The 15,500-nt window shown below is 63.7% G+C and carries 17 protein-coding genes; 9 read left to right on the plus strand and 8 right to left on the minus strand.

Annotation, left to right across the window (positions count from 1 at the left end):
* Positions 1-12: 12 nt before the first annotated feature.
* From B8115_RS20960 to sigJ, 4 genes are all read left to right on the plus strand, one after another.
* Positions 13-450 (plus strand): VOC family protein, encoded by a 438-nt coding sequence (locus B8115_RS20960; RefSeq protein ID WP_010629822.1) that lies wholly within the window; start codon positions 13-15, stop codon positions 448-450.
* Positions 451-656: 206 nt separating this feature from the next.
* Positions 657-821 (plus strand): hypothetical protein, encoded by a 165-nt coding sequence (locus B8115_RS23680; protein WP_158409666.1) that lies wholly within the window; start codon positions 657-659, stop codon positions 819-821.
* 133 nt (positions 822-954) lie between these two features.
* Positions 955-1,287, plus strand: a complete 333-nt coding sequence (locus B8115_RS20965; RefSeq protein ID WP_010629823.1) for a putative quinol monooxygenase — start codon at positions 955-957, stop codon at positions 1,285-1,287.
* The gene (gene sigJ, locus B8115_RS20970) at positions 1,287-2,159 is read left to right on the plus strand and encodes an RNA polymerase sigma factor SigJ (RefSeq protein WP_010629824.1); all 873 of its coding nucleotides are present in this window, start codon (positions 1,287-1,289) and stop codon (positions 2,157-2,159) included. The genes B8115_RS20965 and sigJ overlap by 1 nt, the downstream gene beginning before the upstream one ends.
* Here the strand turns inward: sigJ and gcvA are convergent.
* The gene (gene gcvA, locus B8115_RS20975; protein WP_010629825.1) at positions 2,154-3,074 is read right to left on the minus strand and encodes a transcriptional regulator GcvA; all 921 of its coding nucleotides are present in this window, start codon (positions 3,072-3,074) and stop codon (positions 2,154-2,156) included. The genes sigJ and gcvA overlap by 6 nt on opposite strands.
* A 131-nt stretch (positions 3,075-3,205) precedes the next feature.
* Here gcvA and B8115_RS20980 point away from each other — a divergent pair, with 131 nt between their 5' ends.
* Positions 3,206-3,925 carry an FMN-dependent NADH-azoreductase gene (locus B8115_RS20980; RefSeq protein WP_010629826.1) on the plus strand — a complete coding sequence of 240 codons (720 nt, stop codon included), beginning with the start codon at positions 3,206-3,208 and terminating at the stop codon, positions 3,923-3,925.
* A gap of 121 nt (positions 3,926-4,046) precedes the next feature.
* Complete coding sequence (locus B8115_RS20985) at positions 4,047-4,493, plus strand: GNAT family N-acetyltransferase (protein WP_010629827.1); 447 nt, start codon at positions 4,047-4,049, stop codon at positions 4,491-4,493.
* A gap of 4 nt (positions 4,494-4,497) precedes the next feature.
* On the opposite strand, the gene arsH is transcribed toward B8115_RS20985, so the two are convergent.
* From arsH to B8115_RS21005, 4 genes are read right to left on the minus strand one after another with little or no spacing between them, the layout of a single operon-like run.
* Positions 4,498-5,244 carry an arsenical resistance protein ArsH gene (arsH, locus tag B8115_RS20990; RefSeq protein ID WP_010629828.1) on the minus strand — a complete coding sequence of 249 codons (747 nt, stop codon included), beginning with the start codon at positions 5,242-5,244 and terminating at the stop codon, positions 4,498-4,500.
* Positions 5,241-6,404, minus strand: a complete 1,164-nt coding sequence (locus tag B8115_RS20995; protein ID WP_010629829.1) for an MFS transporter — start codon at positions 6,402-6,404, stop codon at positions 5,241-5,243. The genes arsH and B8115_RS20995 overlap by 4 nt, the downstream gene beginning before the upstream one ends.
* Positions 6,405-6,453: 49 nt before the next feature.
* Positions 6,454-6,873 (minus strand): PadR family transcriptional regulator, encoded by a 420-nt coding sequence (locus tag B8115_RS21000; protein WP_010629830.1) that lies wholly within the window; start codon positions 6,871-6,873, stop codon positions 6,454-6,456.
* 31 nt (positions 6,874-6,904) lie between these two features.
* Positions 6,905-7,549, minus strand: a complete 645-nt coding sequence (locus tag B8115_RS21005) for a TetR/AcrR family transcriptional regulator C-terminal domain-containing protein (protein WP_010629831.1) — start codon at positions 7,547-7,549, stop codon at positions 6,905-6,907.
* Positions 7,550-7,746: 197 nt separating this feature from the next.
* Between B8115_RS21005 and B8115_RS21010 the strand changes: the two genes are divergently transcribed.
* Both B8115_RS21010 and B8115_RS21015 read left to right on the plus strand, forming a co-directional pair.
* Complete coding sequence (locus tag B8115_RS21010; RefSeq protein ID WP_010629832.1) at positions 7,747-8,787, plus strand: efflux RND transporter periplasmic adaptor subunit; 1,041 nt, start codon at positions 7,747-7,749, stop codon at positions 8,785-8,787.
* Between the two features lie 9 nt (positions 8,788-8,796).
* Positions 8,797-11,877 (plus strand): efflux RND transporter permease subunit, encoded by a 3,081-nt coding sequence (locus B8115_RS21015; RefSeq protein ID WP_010629833.1) that lies wholly within the window; start codon positions 8,797-8,799, stop codon positions 11,875-11,877.
* Here B8115_RS21015 and B8115_RS21020 read toward each other — a convergent pair.
* Together B8115_RS21020 and B8115_RS21025 are read right to left on the minus strand one after the other, a co-directional pair.
* The gene (locus B8115_RS21020; RefSeq protein WP_010629834.1) at positions 11,874-13,010 is read right to left on the minus strand and encodes an acyl-CoA dehydrogenase family protein; all 1,137 of its coding nucleotides are present in this window, start codon (positions 13,008-13,010) and stop codon (positions 11,874-11,876) included. The two genes, B8115_RS21015 and B8115_RS21020, sit on opposite strands and share 4 nt — an antisense overlap.
* A gap of 22 nt (positions 13,011-13,032) precedes the next feature.
* Positions 13,033-13,965 carry a bifunctional helix-turn-helix transcriptional regulator/GNAT family N-acetyltransferase gene (locus tag B8115_RS21025; protein WP_010629835.1) on the minus strand — a complete coding sequence of 311 codons (933 nt, stop codon included), beginning with the start codon at positions 13,963-13,965 and terminating at the stop codon, positions 13,033-13,035.
* Positions 13,966-14,107: 142 nt separating this feature from the next.
* Between B8115_RS21025 and B8115_RS21030 the strand changes: the two genes are divergently transcribed.
* Positions 14,108-14,839, plus strand: a complete 732-nt coding sequence (locus B8115_RS21030; RefSeq protein WP_010629836.1) for a thioredoxin family protein — start codon at positions 14,108-14,110, stop codon at positions 14,837-14,839.
* Positions 14,840-14,975: 136 nt separating this feature from the next.
* Here B8115_RS21030 and B8115_RS21035 read toward each other — a convergent pair whose 3' ends face one another.
* The gene (locus tag B8115_RS21035) at positions 14,976-15,488 is read right to left on the minus strand and encodes an Lrp/AsnC family transcriptional regulator (protein ID WP_010629837.1); all 513 of its coding nucleotides are present in this window, start codon (positions 15,486-15,488) and stop codon (positions 14,976-14,978) included.
* Between the last annotated feature and the right edge of the window lie 12 nt (positions 15,489-15,500).

Here is a 15,500-nt window from a genome sequence, read left to right on the forward strand (position 1 = left end):
TGGAGATTCACCATGCAGCTTTCCACCTACCTGATCTTCGACGGCAACTGTCGCGAAGCCTTCGAGTTCTACCAGCGCTGCTTCGATGCCAAGCTCGAAGCCGTATCCACCTATGGCGAAATGCCCGCCAGTGAAGGCATGGAAATACCCGAGGAAGCCCGCGACCTGATCATGCACGCCCGCCTGCGCATCGGCGATCAACTGCTGATGGCATCGGATAACTCCCCCGGTTGCCCCGCGCCCTACGAAGGCATCAAGGGCGCCAGCATCGCGGTGGGAGTCGACTCCGTTGAGCAGGCCGAAAAGCTCTTCAATGCGCTGGCCGACAACGGCAACGTGCAGATGCCCCTCGAAGAGACCTTCTGGGCGCATCGTTTCGGCATGCTGGTGGACAAGTTCGGCGTCGCCTGGATGATCAACTACGACAAGGAGCAGCAGGCCGCCGCCTAGCGCAGCACGGCTTCCTCAGCCGCCCGGCCAGCAGATCGATGAAGGCCCGAACCTTGGCCGCCGGGCGGCGCCCCTCTCGATGCACGGGCACTTTGGCTGGCCGGCTCTACCAGCCAATGAACGCTTTCGAGGGCAATAAACGGAGTGTGCTCTGTTGAGCGGAGCGGGAAAGTGGCAAAGCAATCCCACTTTCCTAGGGAGGCAACATGAAACTGCCCAAGCTCAAGTCTTGGTTCAAACAAGGCCGCTACCGCTCTGCCAAGCATCGTCATCATGTCGCATTGAAAGAGTGCGATGCCCGTATGCTGCGCGACATCGGGCTCTATCGTGAACGTGGTCGACTGATGCCGCTCCATCCGGAGCGAGAGTAGTGCCTGTCTGGCTCACCTGATAATTCGAACGAAAGGCGGGCAGGCGCATGTCACATTACGCCCATTTGAATCGTCATGACAGTGACGGTCACTCGGCCTTCATCTCTCCACCTCAGCGATTCAGGAGCCACATATGAGCCAGAGCACTCTGTTCATCACCCACAAGGCACTGCCCGGCAAGCGCGACGAGGTACGCCGCGCCTGGGAGACTCACCTGGCGCCCAGCATCCAGGCGCGCCAGGTCCACGACGCCTATTTCTACTGTTACGATGACAGCGATCCCGACACCATTCGCGTCTTCCAGCGCTATGCCGTCGGCGCGGATCCACAGGCTTTCATGCAGGGGCCGGCCTACGATGCCTATATGGCAGCAGTGTCGCCCCTGCTGGCCCATCCGCCTGTGATCCACGCCGCCACGGTGGCCTGGGCCAAGGACAGCTCAGCGCCGATAGCCGAGACAGCCTGATGCCTTCTGCCGATTTTCTGCGCTTCGAAGAGGCCCGCCCCATGCTGCTGGGGCTGGCCTATCGCATCCTCGGCTCGCGCGCCGACGCCGAGGATGCGGTGCAGGACACCTTTCTCAAATGGCAGGCAGCGGATCGTGAGGCTATCGATACGCCTCACGCCTGGCTGACCACGGCCTGCACGCGACGCTGCCTCGATCTGTTGGGCAATGCCCACCGGGCCAGGGTCGACTACGTGGGTGCCTGGCTGCCCGAGCCCATCCCGACCACCGCCGTATCCGATGCGGAACGCAGCATGCAGCTGGCCGACTCTCTCTCCACCGCCTTCCTGCTGCTGCTGGAACGCCTCTCGCCCAAGGAGCGGGTAGCCTACCTGCTGCATGAGATCTTCGACACGCCCTACGCCGAAATCGCCACCATGCTCGAACTCAAGGAGCCGGCCTGCCGCAAGTTGGTTTCCCGGGCGCGAGCCAACCTGCTGGCTGCCGAGCAGCGCCATGCTCCTCCGCGGGAGCGCCAGCAGGCGCTGCTGGAAGCGTTCCGGCTCGCCATCACCGAAGGCACCACGGCGCGGCTCGCGAACCTGCTCTCGGCCGAGGTCCGCCTCAGCGCCGATGGCGGCGGCAAGGTGCCAACCCTGCTCGAGCCGCTGCACGGCAAGTCGGCCGTACTCGACTTCCTGGCCAGCCGCCTGAGCCAATACTGGGCTGACTATCTGTGGCGCGTGGCCGACATCAACGGCGGTCCCGGTTTCATGATGTACCGAGAGGGAAGCGTCGTCGCGACGGTGACCTTCGGCTACGACCGCTCAGGCCAGGCCACGGATATCTTCATCGTGCGCAATCCCGACAAGCTGACACGACTGAGGTCATGACTGGCGCTCGACTATCGCACGGCAACCGCTCTCTCTGGCCTGGGGATCCAGCAACCCGATGATCCATTCACGCACGGCAGCAATGGCCGGCTCCTCGAGCCGCTCAGGTGGGTAGACGAGCTGGAAGGGTGCGGCCTTTACCTCGGGACCGAATGGCTGCATCAGACGCCCCTGACGCAGCTCCTCCTCGACCAGATACCGGCTCATCAGGGCTATGCCCTGGCCATCTAGCGCGGCGGCGATGCCATGGGTTTCGTCGGAGAACATCAGTCCAGCGCTGACGTCGAGCCCCGGGACTTGGACCTGGCGCTGCCAGGCCGCCCAATCCAACGGCGCGGGTGAAGAGAAGTGCAGCAGCGTATGGCGCACCAGTTCGGCCGGTTCACGCAGCTTCAGCATGGGGCTGCAGACGGGTACGAAGACATTGTCGAACAGCTTCTCCGCGACCAGCCCGGGCCAGGGGCCCTCGCCATAGCGAATCGCCATGTCAGCAACGACACCATCCAGGGCGACCGCTTTGTGTGAGACCTGAATGCTCAAGTCGATTTGCGGATGGGCATCGCGCAGCAGGCAGACCCAGGGCAACAGCCAACGTGCGGCAACGGCCGGTGTGGTGGAAAGGGTTACCGCCTGCCGCGCCGGCGGACGCCGCAGCTTGGTCACCGTCTCGGCGATGGCATCGAAGGAGTCGCTCAGTACGGTGAGCAACGCCTGGCCCTGAGTCGTCAGCACCAGCTGCCGCGGCCGCCGCACGAACAGAGCCACCCCCAGGCTCTCCTCGAGCTGGCGGATCTGATGGCTGATCGCCGTCGGCGTGACCGAAAGCTCCTCGGCAGCGCGCTTGGCGCTGAGGTGGCGCGCCGCCGCCTCGAAGGCGCGCAGGGCGGAGAGCGAAGGGAGTCGTCGCGGCATCATGGATGAGTTTAATTTTCCGATATCAAAAAAGAATCGTCGTTTGTTGCCAATCAATGCTTGGCACAGGCTATCAAACACGCCTGAAACAGATTCACCCAAAAGAACCTATGTCCAATTAAAGGAGAAATCCCATGACACGTCTACTCCATCTCGATGCCAGCCCACGCCCCGGCCGTGCCGGCACCCACGATCACGGCTCCCACACCCGCCGATTGACCCACCACTTCATTACTCGTTGGAGAGCTCTGGAGCCGGAGGCCGAGGTCGTCTATCGGGACATCGGCGCCAATCCGCCTCCTTTGACCAGCGTCGAGTGGATCGAGGCCGCCTTCACGCCCGCCGAAAATCGCAGCGAATCCATGCAGTCAGTGCTTGCCGAAAGCGATGCCCTGGTGGATGAGGTCATACGGGCCGACATCCTGGTGCTCGGCGTACCGATGTACAACTTCGGCCCGCCGGCCGCGTTCAAGGCCTGGATCGACAATATCGTCCGCCTGGGCCGCACCGTCGATTACGACCCGCAATATGGTGACCACCCTTACCTGCCGCTGACGCACTACATTCCGCTAATGGCCGACCGGCCGCGCCACGCGGTGCTGCTCTCCTCCCGCGGCGATCACGGCTTCGACCCCGGGGGACGTTTGGGCGAGCTCAACCATATGGAGCCGGGCGCACGCACCGCCCTGCAGTTCATCGGCATCGGCGGCTTTCACAGCATCGCCATCGAGCACCAGGAGGAAGGCGGCGAGGCACTGGCCGCCTCGACAGAGAGCGCCCTGGCGCGCATCGACCGGCTGGTCGAGCAATTGCACAGTGAAGTTACGGCCAAGCGCCAGCTGCAGCCGGCCTGAGGGCACTCAATGGCCGAACACCGGGGCGCTTGGCGCCCCGGCCTCATCCCTGTAGCCTCGGCAGTTGGCGCGTCGTCACATAGAATGCGGCAGCTACCCGATAAGCCGCAGGAACATCGACATGCTGATCAAATCCGCACCCAGCGCAGAGGCACCTCTCAACCTTCTGCTGGAGGCCGATCCCTCGCTAGACGCCATCAAGCACTACCTCGAACGCTCGATCTGCCATGTCGCGACAGTCGAGGGGGAGATCGTGGGCACCTATGTCATCCAGCCCATAGAAGATGACGTTCATGAGCTGATGAATATCGCCGTCGCCCCGGCACATCAGCGCAAGGGCATCGGTGCACGGTTACTGGATCACGCCATCGCAACGGTTCGGGAATCGGGTGCACGGCGCCTCGAACTGGGCACCGGCACCTTCGGTTACCAGCTCGCCTTCTACCAGCGTGCAGGATTTCGGGTCGTCGCCGTGGAGCGTGACTACTTCCTCACCCACTACGATGAACCGATCTACGAGAACGGCATCCAGCACAAGGACAGGCTGCGGCTGGCTCTCGCGTTTTGACCTATCAGGAAGCCTGGCTGATCACCGCCCTGTCGGTCACCGGGTCGGCCTCGGCACCGGCCGCCTCGCGGCGCTCCGAGTAGCGGTCCACCAGCGTTTCGGCGTGGGGCCGCAGTAGCAGGGTGAAGCGCACCAGCTCCTCCATCACGTCGGCGATGCGGTCGTAGAGCGGCGAGGGTCGCATGCGCCCGGCCTCATCGAATTCCTGGTATGCCTTGGGCACGCTGGACTGATTGGGGATGGTGAACATGCGCATCCAGCGCCCCAGCAGCCGCAGCGTGTTCACCGCATTGAACGACTGCGAACCGCCGCTGACCTGCATCACCGCCAGGGTGCGCCCCTGGGTGGGCCGCACCGCGCCCATGCTCAGCGGCAGATGGTCGATCTGGGTTTTCATCACGCCGGTGATCTGGCCGTGGCGCTCGGGGCTGCACCACACCTGCCCTTCGGACCACAGCGCCAGCTCGCGCAGCTCCCGCACTGCCGGGTGATCATCGCCCGGCACCTGATCCGGCAGCGGTAGATCGGAAGGGTTGAAGATCCGCGTCTCGGCGCCGAAATAGCGCAGCAGCCGCGCGGCTTCCTCCACCGCCAGACGCGAATAGGAGCGCTCCCGCAGCGAACCGTAGAGCAGCAGGATGCGCGGCGGATGGCCCAGCGGATCGGGCAAGCCCTGGCCGGGCTGCCGAAGAGCGAAGCGCTCGTCGAGGGCCGGTAGATAATCGGGATCATTGAGCGTGCGAAGCCTCATGTCGCCTCCTTCATGGCGTGGGTTTGCAGGACGAGCAGCGCCACCAGGGCGGCAAGCCCCAGGGCTGAGGAGAACAGCAGCGCCTGGGTGCCGAAGCGCTCGATCAACAGAGCGAAGGCCAGCGGCGCCAGCGCCTGGCCGAAGCGTGCCGGCACCATCAGCACGCCCTGGCGCAGGCCATAGCCGTGGGGGCCGAAAATGGCCAGCGGCAGCGTGCCCTTGGCGATGGTGAGAATGCCGTTGCCGGCGCCGTGAAGCAGCACGAACAGCGTGGCCAGCGGTGCCCCCAGCGTCATCACGGCGAGCGCGCCAATGGGATGCGCCACCACCGCCAGCTTGGCCGAAAGCAAGGGATGAAAGCGCCGCAGCAGCGAGAACTCGAGTAGTCGCGCCGCCACCTGAGCCGGCCCGACCAGCGCCGCGGCCGCGATGGCGGCGGCGGGCGAGAGGCCGGCGATCTGCAGCAGCCACGGCAGGTGCGCCGCCATGGCGGTGCTGACGAACCAGGTCACGGCGAAGACGAAAGCCAGTAGCGCCATGGGCAGCCAGGTCGAATTCGCCTCGGCGACTGCCGTCTCGGCGTGAGCCGCGGGCGGCTGGACACCGAACGGAATCAGCAGCCGGTTGAGCGGCAGACCCAGCAGCAGGTGTATCGCCGCCCAGGTAAAGCAGGCGTTCTGCCAGCCGAATTCGGCGTTGAGCCAGCCGGTGATCGGCCAGCACACCGTGCTGGCAAAGCCCGCCAGTAGCGTAATACCGGTAATGGCGCCGCGCGCCTCGCGGCCATAGAGCCCGGCCAGGGTCGAGAAGGCCGATTCGTACAGCCCCATGCCCATGCCGACACCGATCACCAGCCAACCTGCCCATAGCAGCACGGGCCCATCCGCCAGACCCAGCAGCACCAGACCCAGGGCGAATACCAGGCTCGAGGCAGCCAGCACGTCGCGTCCGCCAAATCTGTCGATGCGCCGACCTACCGCCGGCCCCAGCACGGCCGACACCACCAATGCCGAGGAGAACGCCGCGAATACCGTACCCGTGGTAAGGCCGAGGTCTTGCGCCATGGGCACGGCCAGGATGGCCGGCAAATAGTAGGTCGAGCCCCAGGCAAGCGTCTGGGAAACGCCCAGGGCGAAGACCACACCGGTGCGCGAGCTCATCGGCTACCTCGATCATCGAGGTATTGGGACCTGGAAAAACGCGCCGCACTCATCCTTCCCGCTCCTCCCGTTTCACTGCCCCAGCGGCCATACGGCGGCTCTCGACGATGCAGTCCGTGGCCTCCAGCCAGGCGTCCACCGCCACCTGAAAGGCATCCCGCCCCTTTTCCGTCAGTGCGTAGACCTTACGCGAGCGCCCCTGCACCACCTCGTTCGTCGAGCAGAGATACCCCCCCGCTTCGAACTCGTTGAGCACCGGATAGACCGTGCCCTCCGAGGGGCTGCAGCAGCCGTTGGTGCTCTTCTCCACCGCCTGCACCACCTCGTAACCGTGCATCGGCTTGCGATGCAGCACGCTGAGCACGAAGAACTTCGACAGCGACATCTTGATCGTGCCGCGCCAGTAGGAAGGGTCACTGTAGTCGGGGATCCGGCGGCCGGCGGCCGCTTCGGATTTCGCTTTGGTCATGGGAGAAACCTATACCTCGATGATCGAGGCATCAAGTGCGATCGGTTCTCTCACGCCCCGTGCCGGCAGCCTGCTCACGCACTCCTGCCAACACCAGTGATAGGCCGAATTCGAAGCGACCGTCGAAATCGAAGAAGCGTCGCGCCATCAGTTCCGTATCGAGATGGCGGAAGTCAGGACTTGCCAGCACCTCGCCGAGGGAAGCGGTAATGGTCGCCGTGGCCTCCCCGGGTTCGTCGGGCAGCCCCTGCTGCTCTAGCGTTTCGCCGAGAATGAAAGAGAGCAGCGTGGTCATCGCCCAGAGCGCCCGGTCGCGGTCGAGCCCGGCTTTCACCAGCAGCTCCATCAGCGTTTCGGCGCCGCGCAAGGTGCTGTGCTTGGCGGAGTAGCTGCCACCCACGATACGCGCACCGTCACGATACCTCAGCAAGGTACGCCGTAGGCGCCGGACGAACTCGGCCAGATTGACATAGGCATCCTCGTCATCGAGCCCGCCCAGCGGAACGGCAGCCACGATGGCATCGGCCATTTCATCGAGCAATTGCCGCTTGTCGGCCACGTGGCGGTAGATCACCGGCGCCTGCACGTCCATGGCATCGGCCAAGGCTCGCATCGTCAGTCCATCCAGGCCATCCCGGTTCACCAGTAACAGCGCCGCCTCGGCGATCTGCCGCACGCTCAGCTTCTCCTTCTTCCGCCGCCTACGCTTCGGCGCACTGTCGTTTTCCGTCACGCGAATTCTCGCTTCGTGTCATTTGTCGCTTGACATATTAACAGCGTTAACAATACATTCAAGCCAAATATATTAACGGCGTTAACAAAATGATCCCGATGGCGTTTCCACTCGCACGCACACTGTCCAGATGGCCGCGGATGCTGCTCTTCCTGTCGCTCGCGCTGGGCCTTACCGCCTGCACCGAGGGTGGCGCCAGCACCGACGGCGAGGAGGTGATACGCCCGGTGCGGGTGGAAAACGCCATGTCGCTCCCCGCGCCGAGCCACCGCTTCGTTGCCCGTGTTGAAGCCGCCAGCACTGTCGATCTGGCCTTCCAGGTCGGCGGCCAACTCCTCGAGCAGGGCCCACGCGAAGGTGCCTTCGTACCACGCGGCGAAACCTTGGCGATGCTTGATACCACCGACTTCGAACTGGCGCTGCGCCAGGTGGAGACGCGGCATGAGCAGGCCCGGCGAGAGTACGAGCGCCTGCGCCGACTGCATACCCAGAACGCCGCCTCGACGGCGAGCTTCGAGCAGGCAGAGGCCGAATTTCATACCCAAGCCGTGGCGCTCGAGCAGGCTCGCCGGCAGCTCGCCTACGCCCGTCTCGAAGCCCCCTTCGACGCTCTGGTGACCCGCAGGCTGGCCGAACCTTTCGCCACCGTAGCCGCGAACACGCCGATATTGCGGGTGCAGGACATGAGCGAGCTTCTCCTGCGCTTTCATGTGCCCGAGCGGCTCAGCGCCATCCTCGAGCATCCCGATACGTACCGAATGGAGGCCATCTTCGAGGCTGCTCCCGAACGGCGCTTACCGGTCCGCTATCGGGAGCACCGCCCCCAAGCCGACCCGGTAGGACAAAGCTATCCGGTCAGCGTATCCCTGCCTCGTCCAGACGCGATCGAGCTGTTGCCCGGCATGACCGCGAACCTCGTCGTCACTCGGCGCGACTCAGAGCCATCCGGTGTCACGGTGCCAATTTCAGCGCTGGACCCCGGCAACGACGGCGAGATGCGCATCTGGAGGTTCGATCCCGAGTCGCAAACGGTAACGTCGCGCCCCGTCACCCTCGGTGCTGCACTGCCTGACCGTGTGGCGGTGCTCGACGGCCTGGCGGAAGGCGAGCCGATCGTCACTTCCGGCACCCACCTGCTGCGCGACGGCATGCGGGTCAGGCCCCAAACGCGCCTCGACTAGGACACGTTCATGGACATCGCCCGCACTGCCATCGACCGCCCCGTCCAGACCTGGCTGATCATTCTGGCCTGCCTGTTAGGGGGCCTGTGGGCAATGCTGACCCTGGGCCGGCTGGAAGACCCCTCGTTCACCCTCAAGACTGCCATCATTACCACCCCCTACCCCGGGGCGAATGCCGAGCAGGTCGAACAGGAGGTGACCGAGAGGCTGGAATCGGCCATCCAGCAGCTACCGGCCGTCGACTACGTTCGCTCGCGCTCACGCCCTGGCATCTCCGAGGTCGAGGTCGAGATCAAGCGCGCCTATCCCAGCCGCAACATGCCGCAGCTCTGGGACGAGCTGCGACGCAAGATCGGCGATGCCCAGGCCAGCCTGCCCCCGGGCGCCGGCCCTTCCCTGGTCAACGACGACTTCGGCGACGTCTACGGTATCTACTACGCAATCACCACGCCGGAACTGAGCGATGCGGAAATCCGCGACCTGTCGAGGTTCCTGCGTCGGGAGCTGCTGACGGTGAGCGGCGTCGCCAAGGTCACTACCGCCGGCGAGCGCAGCGAGGCCTTGTACGTGGATCTCGACAGCGAGCGCCTGGCCAGTCTTGGCGTACCGCTGGAGCAGGTGATCGAAACCCTGCGTGCCGCCAGCGCCATCGCCGAGAGCGGTGCCATCACCCTGGATGAGCGCCGCCTGCGCATCGCCTTCTCCCAACAGTTGGCGAGCCCCGCTCACCTGGAGGAGCTGCGCATCGGTCGCCCCGGCACTACTGAGCAGATCAGCCTGGGCGATATCGCCACGATCCGGCGCAGCGCAACGGAGCTGCCCGATCATCTGATTCGCTTCAATGGGATGCCCGCCTTCACGCTTGCCGTCGCCGGGGTGGCGGACGTCAACATCGTCGAGGTTGGGCAGGCAGTGGAGGCCCGGCTGCACGAGCTACAGGAGCGAATACCGCTAGGCGTCGAGCTCCATCCGATCTACGAGCAGCACCGGGTGGTCAACGATGCCATCGGCAGCTTTCTCATTAGCCTGGCGTTGGCCGTGGCGATCGTCATCGGCGTGCTGTGTCTGTTCATGGGCTGGCGGGCCGGCCTGGTGGTCGGCGCTACCCTGCTGCTGACGGTACTCGGTACACTGCTGTTCATGCGCGTGCTCGGCCTCGAGATGGAGCGCATCTCGCTGGGCGCGCTGATCATCGCCATGGGCATGCTGGTCGACAACGCCATCGTGGTGACCGAAGGCATGCTGATCGGCATGCAGCGGGGAGCCAATGCCCGCGACGCCGCCAGCACCGCCGCCAAACGCACGCAGGTACCACTGCTTGGCGCCACGGTCATCGGCATCATGGCGTTTGCCGGCATCGGCCTCTCGCCCGACACCACCGGCGACCTGCTCTTTTCCCTGTTCGCGGTGATCGCCGTTTCGCTGCTGCTGAGCTGGGTACTGGCCATCACCGTCACGCCCCTGCTGGGGCACTATCTGCTGAGAACGGCGCACGAGGCCAAGACGCCCTATACGGGCAGGCTCTATCGAGGCTATCGCCGGCTGCTCGAGGGCGTGCTGCGCTGGCGCCTGCTTACGCTACTGAGCCTCATTCTGTTCACCTCCGGCTGCATCTTCGCCTTCGGTTTCGTCAAGCAGGCCTTCTTCCCCGCCTCGAATACGCCCATCTTCTTCCTGCACTATCAGCTGCCCCAGGGCACCGACATTCGCGCGACGGACCATCACATGCAGGGTCTCGACGATTTTCTTCGCGCCCAGCCGGAAGTGCTATCGGTAACGCAGTTCGTGGGGCGCGGCGCCAGTCGCTTCGTGCTCACCTATACACCGGAACGGCCCAGCTCCAGCTACGGTCTGTTCATGATCCGCACGGCCGAGCGCGACCAGATAGATCCGCTGGCAGCACGGCTGCGGCAGCGGCTCGACGTGCATCACCCCGATGCGCAGGCCAGGACCGAGCGCCTCATGTTCGGGCCCAACGTCGTCAGTATCGAAGCACGCTTCTCAGGCCCCGATCCGGTCATGCTGCGCTACCTGGGCGACCAGGCCAAGGCAATCATGGAGCGCGAGCCCTTGGTGACGGACATCGTCGACGACTGGCGCCAGCGCGAACTGGTGCTCGAGCCGGTATTCGACGAGGAGCGCGCTCGCATGGCGGGAGTTCAGCGCGACAAGGCCATGCGCGCACTACAGTTCGCCACCACCGGTATTCAGGCAGCCCTCTATCGCGAAAACGATCGCCTGCTTCCCATCGTGCTGCGCCCACCCGAGCACGAGCGCCTGGACGTGACGCGCCTGCAGGAGAGGCAGTTGGAAAGCGCCAATGGCAACGTACCTATCCCGCTGCGGCAGATCATCGAGCGTTTCGACACCATCAGTGAAGAGAGTGTCATCCGCCGCCGCGACCGCATGCGCACCCTGACAGTTCAGGCCAGTACGGTGAGTGGCGTTACCGCCAGCGAGGGCCTTTCACGCATTCGCGCGCCCATCGAAGCGATTCCCCTGCCCCTCGGTTACCGCCTGGAGTGGGGCGGCGAGTACGAGGCCTCCGGCCGCTCACGGGCCTCGCTGCGTGCCCAGTTGCCGTTGGGTTTTCTCGCCATGCTGGTGATCAGCGTGCTGCTGTTCGGCAAGTGGCGCCAGCCGCTGATCCTGTGGCTGGTGGTACCCATGTCGATCTGCGGCGTGGTGATCGGGCTGCTGGCCAGCGGCATGCCGTTCACCTTCACGGCGCTGCTCGGGCTGCTCAGCCTCTCCGGCATGCTGATGAAGAACGGTATCGTGCTGCTCGACGAGATCGACGCCCAGATCCGCGAGGGCAAGCCCGGCGGCCCGGCCGTGGTGGAAGCCAGCGTCAGCCGCCTGCGGCCGGTGGTACTGGCTGCCGGCACCACCATCCTCGGCATGCTCCCCCTGCTCGGCGACGCCTTCTTCGCCAGCATGGCGGCGACGATCATGGGCGGGCTCGCCTTCGCCACGCTGCTCACCCTAGTCGCGGTACCGGTGCTCTACGCCCTGCTGTTCGGAATTCGGCCATCGCCAAAGCGCGTCCGTGCCGGGCCAAAGCATTCCCGCGCCGGGCAGCCAAGCTAGATGCCCAGCGACCGGGCTATGAGCATTTTCTGAACCTCGATGGTACCGCCCGCATAGAGGCAGAACGGGGCTTCGCGATAAAGTCGCGATACGGGCTCGAAGTCGAAATAGGCGCGCCCGCCCATGACCCGTGCCGCCATCGCGACGACCTTTTGCAGCTGATCGGAGCAGAAATACTTGGCCATGGAGATGGCCTGCGTTGCGTCATGGCCCTCTGCGTGCTGACGAATGGCATCCTCAAGAAAGAGACGCATACCAGTGGCGAGAGTGCTCATCTCGACGACGGTATGTTGAATGGCCTGAAAATCGCGCAACGGTTGGCCGAACTGATGGCGCTCCTGAACGAACTGCAGGGCACGATTCGTCGCCGCATCGGCAAACCCGCATGCCATGGCAGCGACGATCAAGCGCTCGAGAGTTCCCGTCTTACGTAGCTGAGGCCATGCCGAGTTTACCCCCGCCTCCCCGCCGAGCACTCCGCTTTCCGACACGAGGACTTCCTCAAACATGACCCGACACGAGGGATAGGCATTACCCGAAAGCTTGCTCAACGGCTCTACGCTCAGACCCTCCGCACCCCCAGGCACAAGCAGGATACCGTAGGATTTGGCGCCACCCTCGGTGGTTCGGGCAACCGTTAGTATCAGGTCGGCGGTCGCCGCCCCGGTGATATAGGTTTTCTCTCCACGCACCACATAGTGATCGTCCCATCGTGTGGCCTGAGTCGTGATGCCGGCCGCATCCGACCCTGCTCCCGGCTCGGTCAGAGCAAAAGCGAGCTGCAACTCGCCTGCGGCAACACGCGGCAGCAAAGCCTTTTTTTGCGCAACCGTTCCGGCATAGGAAAGACATAGCGGCCCGAGCAAGCCAGCCACCATATAGATGGTGGCCAGCGTCCCTGAGCGCTCGGCGAGCAGACGAATGACCGTACAGGCCTTTTCCATGTCACCTGGCTGCGGTCCGGTCTGCAGCGGATCCGAAAACCCGAAAGTCAGTAACTCATTGGCTGCCAGAGTTTCGAGTACCTCGGCTATGAAACCGGCTCCGGCCTTCTCGCCATCCACCCCGTATTTCTGCAAAATCGTCTCGGTAGCCGTAATGGCACGTCGGGAGAGTCCAAGGGTGTCGCTCATACTTACCTCGCGTTCTGCGTTGTTATTGTGACTGGAGTTCACGACTCCAAACCTGGCCTACCAGATCCTTGCCGAAGCTGTGATGGGGCTCCTCCTCCACCAGTTCGAATCCTGCTTTTTCATAGAGCCGGCGCGCATCGGTCAGTACGCTGTTGGTCCACAGCATCATCTTCCGGTAGCCGACCTGGCGGGCGAACCTGAGGCACTCATCCACCAAGCGGCTGCCGATGCCATGCCCACGGGCAGAGGGGTCGACGTAGAGCAGCCGCAGCTTTGCGGTCGCGTCGTCTTCCCGGACGACGAACACCGACCCAACGACGACCCCATCCTTTTCGGCGATCCAGCACCGCTCCCAGCGCGGATCGTAATTGCGCAGGTACTTGGCAACGATCTCCGCGATCAACGCTTCGTACTCCTCGTTCCAGCCGTACTCCTGCGCGTAGAGGACCGCCTGCCGGTGTACGATCCAGCCCATGTCGCCAGGCTGTGGGTCGCGCAGCAGATAACTCGAGCCGGCTTCTCCGAGCAGCCGCCTGATCCGGTTCATCGCTTCGATCAACTGATGCTGCTCCGGCTCCGTGAGCTGCTTCAGCATGCCGACGACCTCGCGTTGCGAAGCCTCGTCCAGCGGCCGGAATGTCGCCAGTCCCTGATCCGTGAGCTGTAGCTGCGCCGCCCGTCTGTCGGAGGGCGAGGGGGTCTTGGTAATGAGCCCCTGCTTTTCGAAGCCCTTCAGCACCCGGCTCACATAGCCGGCGTTGAGACCAAGCTCACGGCAGATATCGGCGCTGGTAAGCATCGGCCGGTGCGCCAGCTCGTACAGGATGCGGACTTCCGTCAGCGAGAACTGGCTCTCCAGAAGGTGCTCGTGCAAGACCCCAATCTGCCGCGTGTAGAAACGATTGAAGCTGCGTACGGTCCCGGCCCGCTCGTTTAGGTCTTGTTCTGCGCTCATGGGAGACTCTCTCTTTGATTGCCTAAAGCAAATAGTTAGTTGCTTTTAGCAAGCATGTCAACAAGTGCAACACTGCCCACCTGTCGAATCCAGCCCCCGCAAGACGACTACCTCGTGCAACGTCAGCACAGGAGGAATCCTCATGTCAGTGCATGATGAAATGTCCCACCCCGTCGTATCCCGCGAAAAATGGCTAACCGCCCGCAAGGAACTGCTGGCAAGGGAAAAGGAGCTCACCCGCCTGCGCGACGACCTAAGCGCCAAACGTCGCGCCTTGCCGTGGGTGAAGATCGAGAAGGAATATGTCTTCGATACGCTCGGTGGCCACATGACGCTCGCCAATCTGTTCGACGGGCGCAGCCAGTTGATCGTCCATCACTTCATGTTCGGCCCCGGCTGGGAAGCGGGCTGCATCGGCTGTTCCTTCGCTGCCGACCATATCGAAGGCACGCTGGTGCATCTCGAGCATCACGATGTGAGCCTGGTGCGGGTCTCACGCGCCCCGCTCGCCGAGATCGAAGCTTATCGCCAGCGCATGGGCTGGCAGGTGAAGTGGGTCTCCTCGCACGGCAGCGACTTCAATTACGACTACCATGTCTCGTTCCGGCCCGAGGAGATCGCCAAGGGCGAGGTCACCTACAACTACGCCACGAGCAACGTCTCCATCGAGGATCTGAGCGGCCTCAGCGTCTTCTACCGCGACACCAGCGGCGATATCTTCCACACCTATTCGACCTACGGGCGCGGCGACGAACTCGTCGACAGTACCTACATGCTGCTCGACATGACGCCCAAGGGCCGTAATGAAACGGGCCCTCATCACAACCTGATGGACTGGGTGAAACGCCACGACGAGTATGAACCGGCGAGATAAGTCTTTTCGGCGCTGCGCCCTGTCCGGCCGAATTCCCTCGGGCAGGCCGTAGCGCCGACGTACGGCCGATGACTTACGGCCAATGACCAAGGCCAATGGCTATGGCCGGAACACGCCCGGCTTATAGCCACACACCTCACTGACAGCGAGCGCGCCGTTTGTCGAAAGCTTCCCTCGCCTCCGCGCCATTCAATGGCGGTAGGCGACGTGGAACCGGGGAGGATTGGATGATTGCCGTGTTAGTCGTTGCATAGGGAATGATCTCATCGATCAACCGTTCCAAATGCTCGACCGATTCGAGATGGGCACGGGCAATGAAGCAATCGTCGCCTGTAATGCGGTCGCACTCCATGATCTCCGGCAACTCCTGCAGCAGATCGACAACCCGTTGCAACTGTCCCGGTAGCGGTCGAATACGCAACCACGCTGCAAGTGACAAGCCCAATGCACGCGGACTGATCCTGGCGGTATAGCCCTCGATCACACCCGCCTCCTCCAAGCGTTTGATCCGCTCAGAAACACTGGGCGGCGACAGACCAACGAGGCGCGCCAGCTCCGCAACACTGGTGCGCGCATCGATAACGAGCGCTTCCAGCAACTGCCGATCCGTTGCATCCGGCACACCATTTTCATATCGAAGGCGTTTCATGGCTTTTACCTT

It is taken from the genome of Halomonas sp. KM-1, from assembly GCF_000246875.1.
Lineage (GTDB): Bacteria > Pseudomonadota > Gammaproteobacteria > Pseudomonadales > Halomonadaceae > Halomonas > Halomonas aerodenitrificans.

Bases quoted from the DNA above. Each gene is read 5' to 3' on its own strand.
- B8115_RS21030 (WP_010629836.1), top strand. From the start codon at position 14,108: ATGTCAGTGCATGATGAAATGTCCCACCCCGTCGTATCCCGCGAAAAA.
- B8115_RS21035 (WP_010629837.1), bottom strand. From the start codon at position 15,488: ATGAAACGCCTTCGATATGAAAATGGTGTGCCGGATGCAACGGATCGG.
- arsH (WP_010629828.1), bottom strand. From the start codon at position 5,244: ATGAGGCTTCGCACGCTCAATGATCCCGATTATCTACCGGCCCTCGAC.
- B8115_RS20960 (WP_010629822.1), top strand. From the start codon at position 13: ATGCAGCTTTCCACCTACCTGATCTTCGACGGCAACTGTCGCGAAGCC.
- B8115_RS21015 (WP_010629833.1), top strand. From the start codon at position 8,797: ATGGACATCGCCCGCACTGCCATCGACCGCCCCGTCCAGACCTGGCTG.
- B8115_RS20995 (WP_010629829.1), bottom strand. From the start codon at position 6,404: ATGAGCTCGCGCACCGGTGTGGTCTTCGCCCTGGGCGTTTCCCAGACG.
- B8115_RS21000 (WP_010629830.1), bottom strand. From the start codon at position 6,873: ATGACCAAAGCGAAATCCGAAGCGGCCGCCGGCCGCCGGATCCCCGAC.
- B8115_RS21020 (WP_010629834.1), bottom strand. From the start codon at position 13,010: ATGAGCGACACCCTTGGACTCTCCCGACGTGCCATTACGGCTACCGAG.
- B8115_RS21010 (WP_010629832.1), top strand. From the start codon at position 7,747: ATGCTGCTCTTCCTGTCGCTCGCGCTGGGCCTTACCGCCTGCACCGAG.
- B8115_RS20980 (WP_010629826.1), top strand. From the start codon at position 3,206: ATGACACGTCTACTCCATCTCGATGCCAGCCCACGCCCCGGCCGTGCC.
- sigJ (WP_010629824.1), top strand. From the start codon at position 1,287: ATGCCTTCTGCCGATTTTCTGCGCTTCGAAGAGGCCCGCCCCATGCTG.
- B8115_RS20965 (WP_010629823.1), top strand. From the start codon at position 955: ATGAGCCAGAGCACTCTGTTCATCACCCACAAGGCACTGCCCGGCAAG.
- B8115_RS23680 (WP_158409666.1), top strand. From the start codon at position 657: ATGAAACTGCCCAAGCTCAAGTCTTGGTTCAAACAAGGCCGCTACCGC.
- B8115_RS21025 (WP_010629835.1), bottom strand. From the start codon at position 13,965: ATGAGCGCAGAACAAGACCTAAACGAGCGGGCCGGGACCGTACGCAGC.
- B8115_RS20985 (WP_010629827.1), top strand. From the start codon at position 4,047: ATGCTGATCAAATCCGCACCCAGCGCAGAGGCACCTCTCAACCTTCTG.
- gcvA (WP_010629825.1), bottom strand. From the start codon at position 3,074: ATGATGCCGCGACGACTCCCTTCGCTCTCCGCCCTGCGCGCCTTCGAG.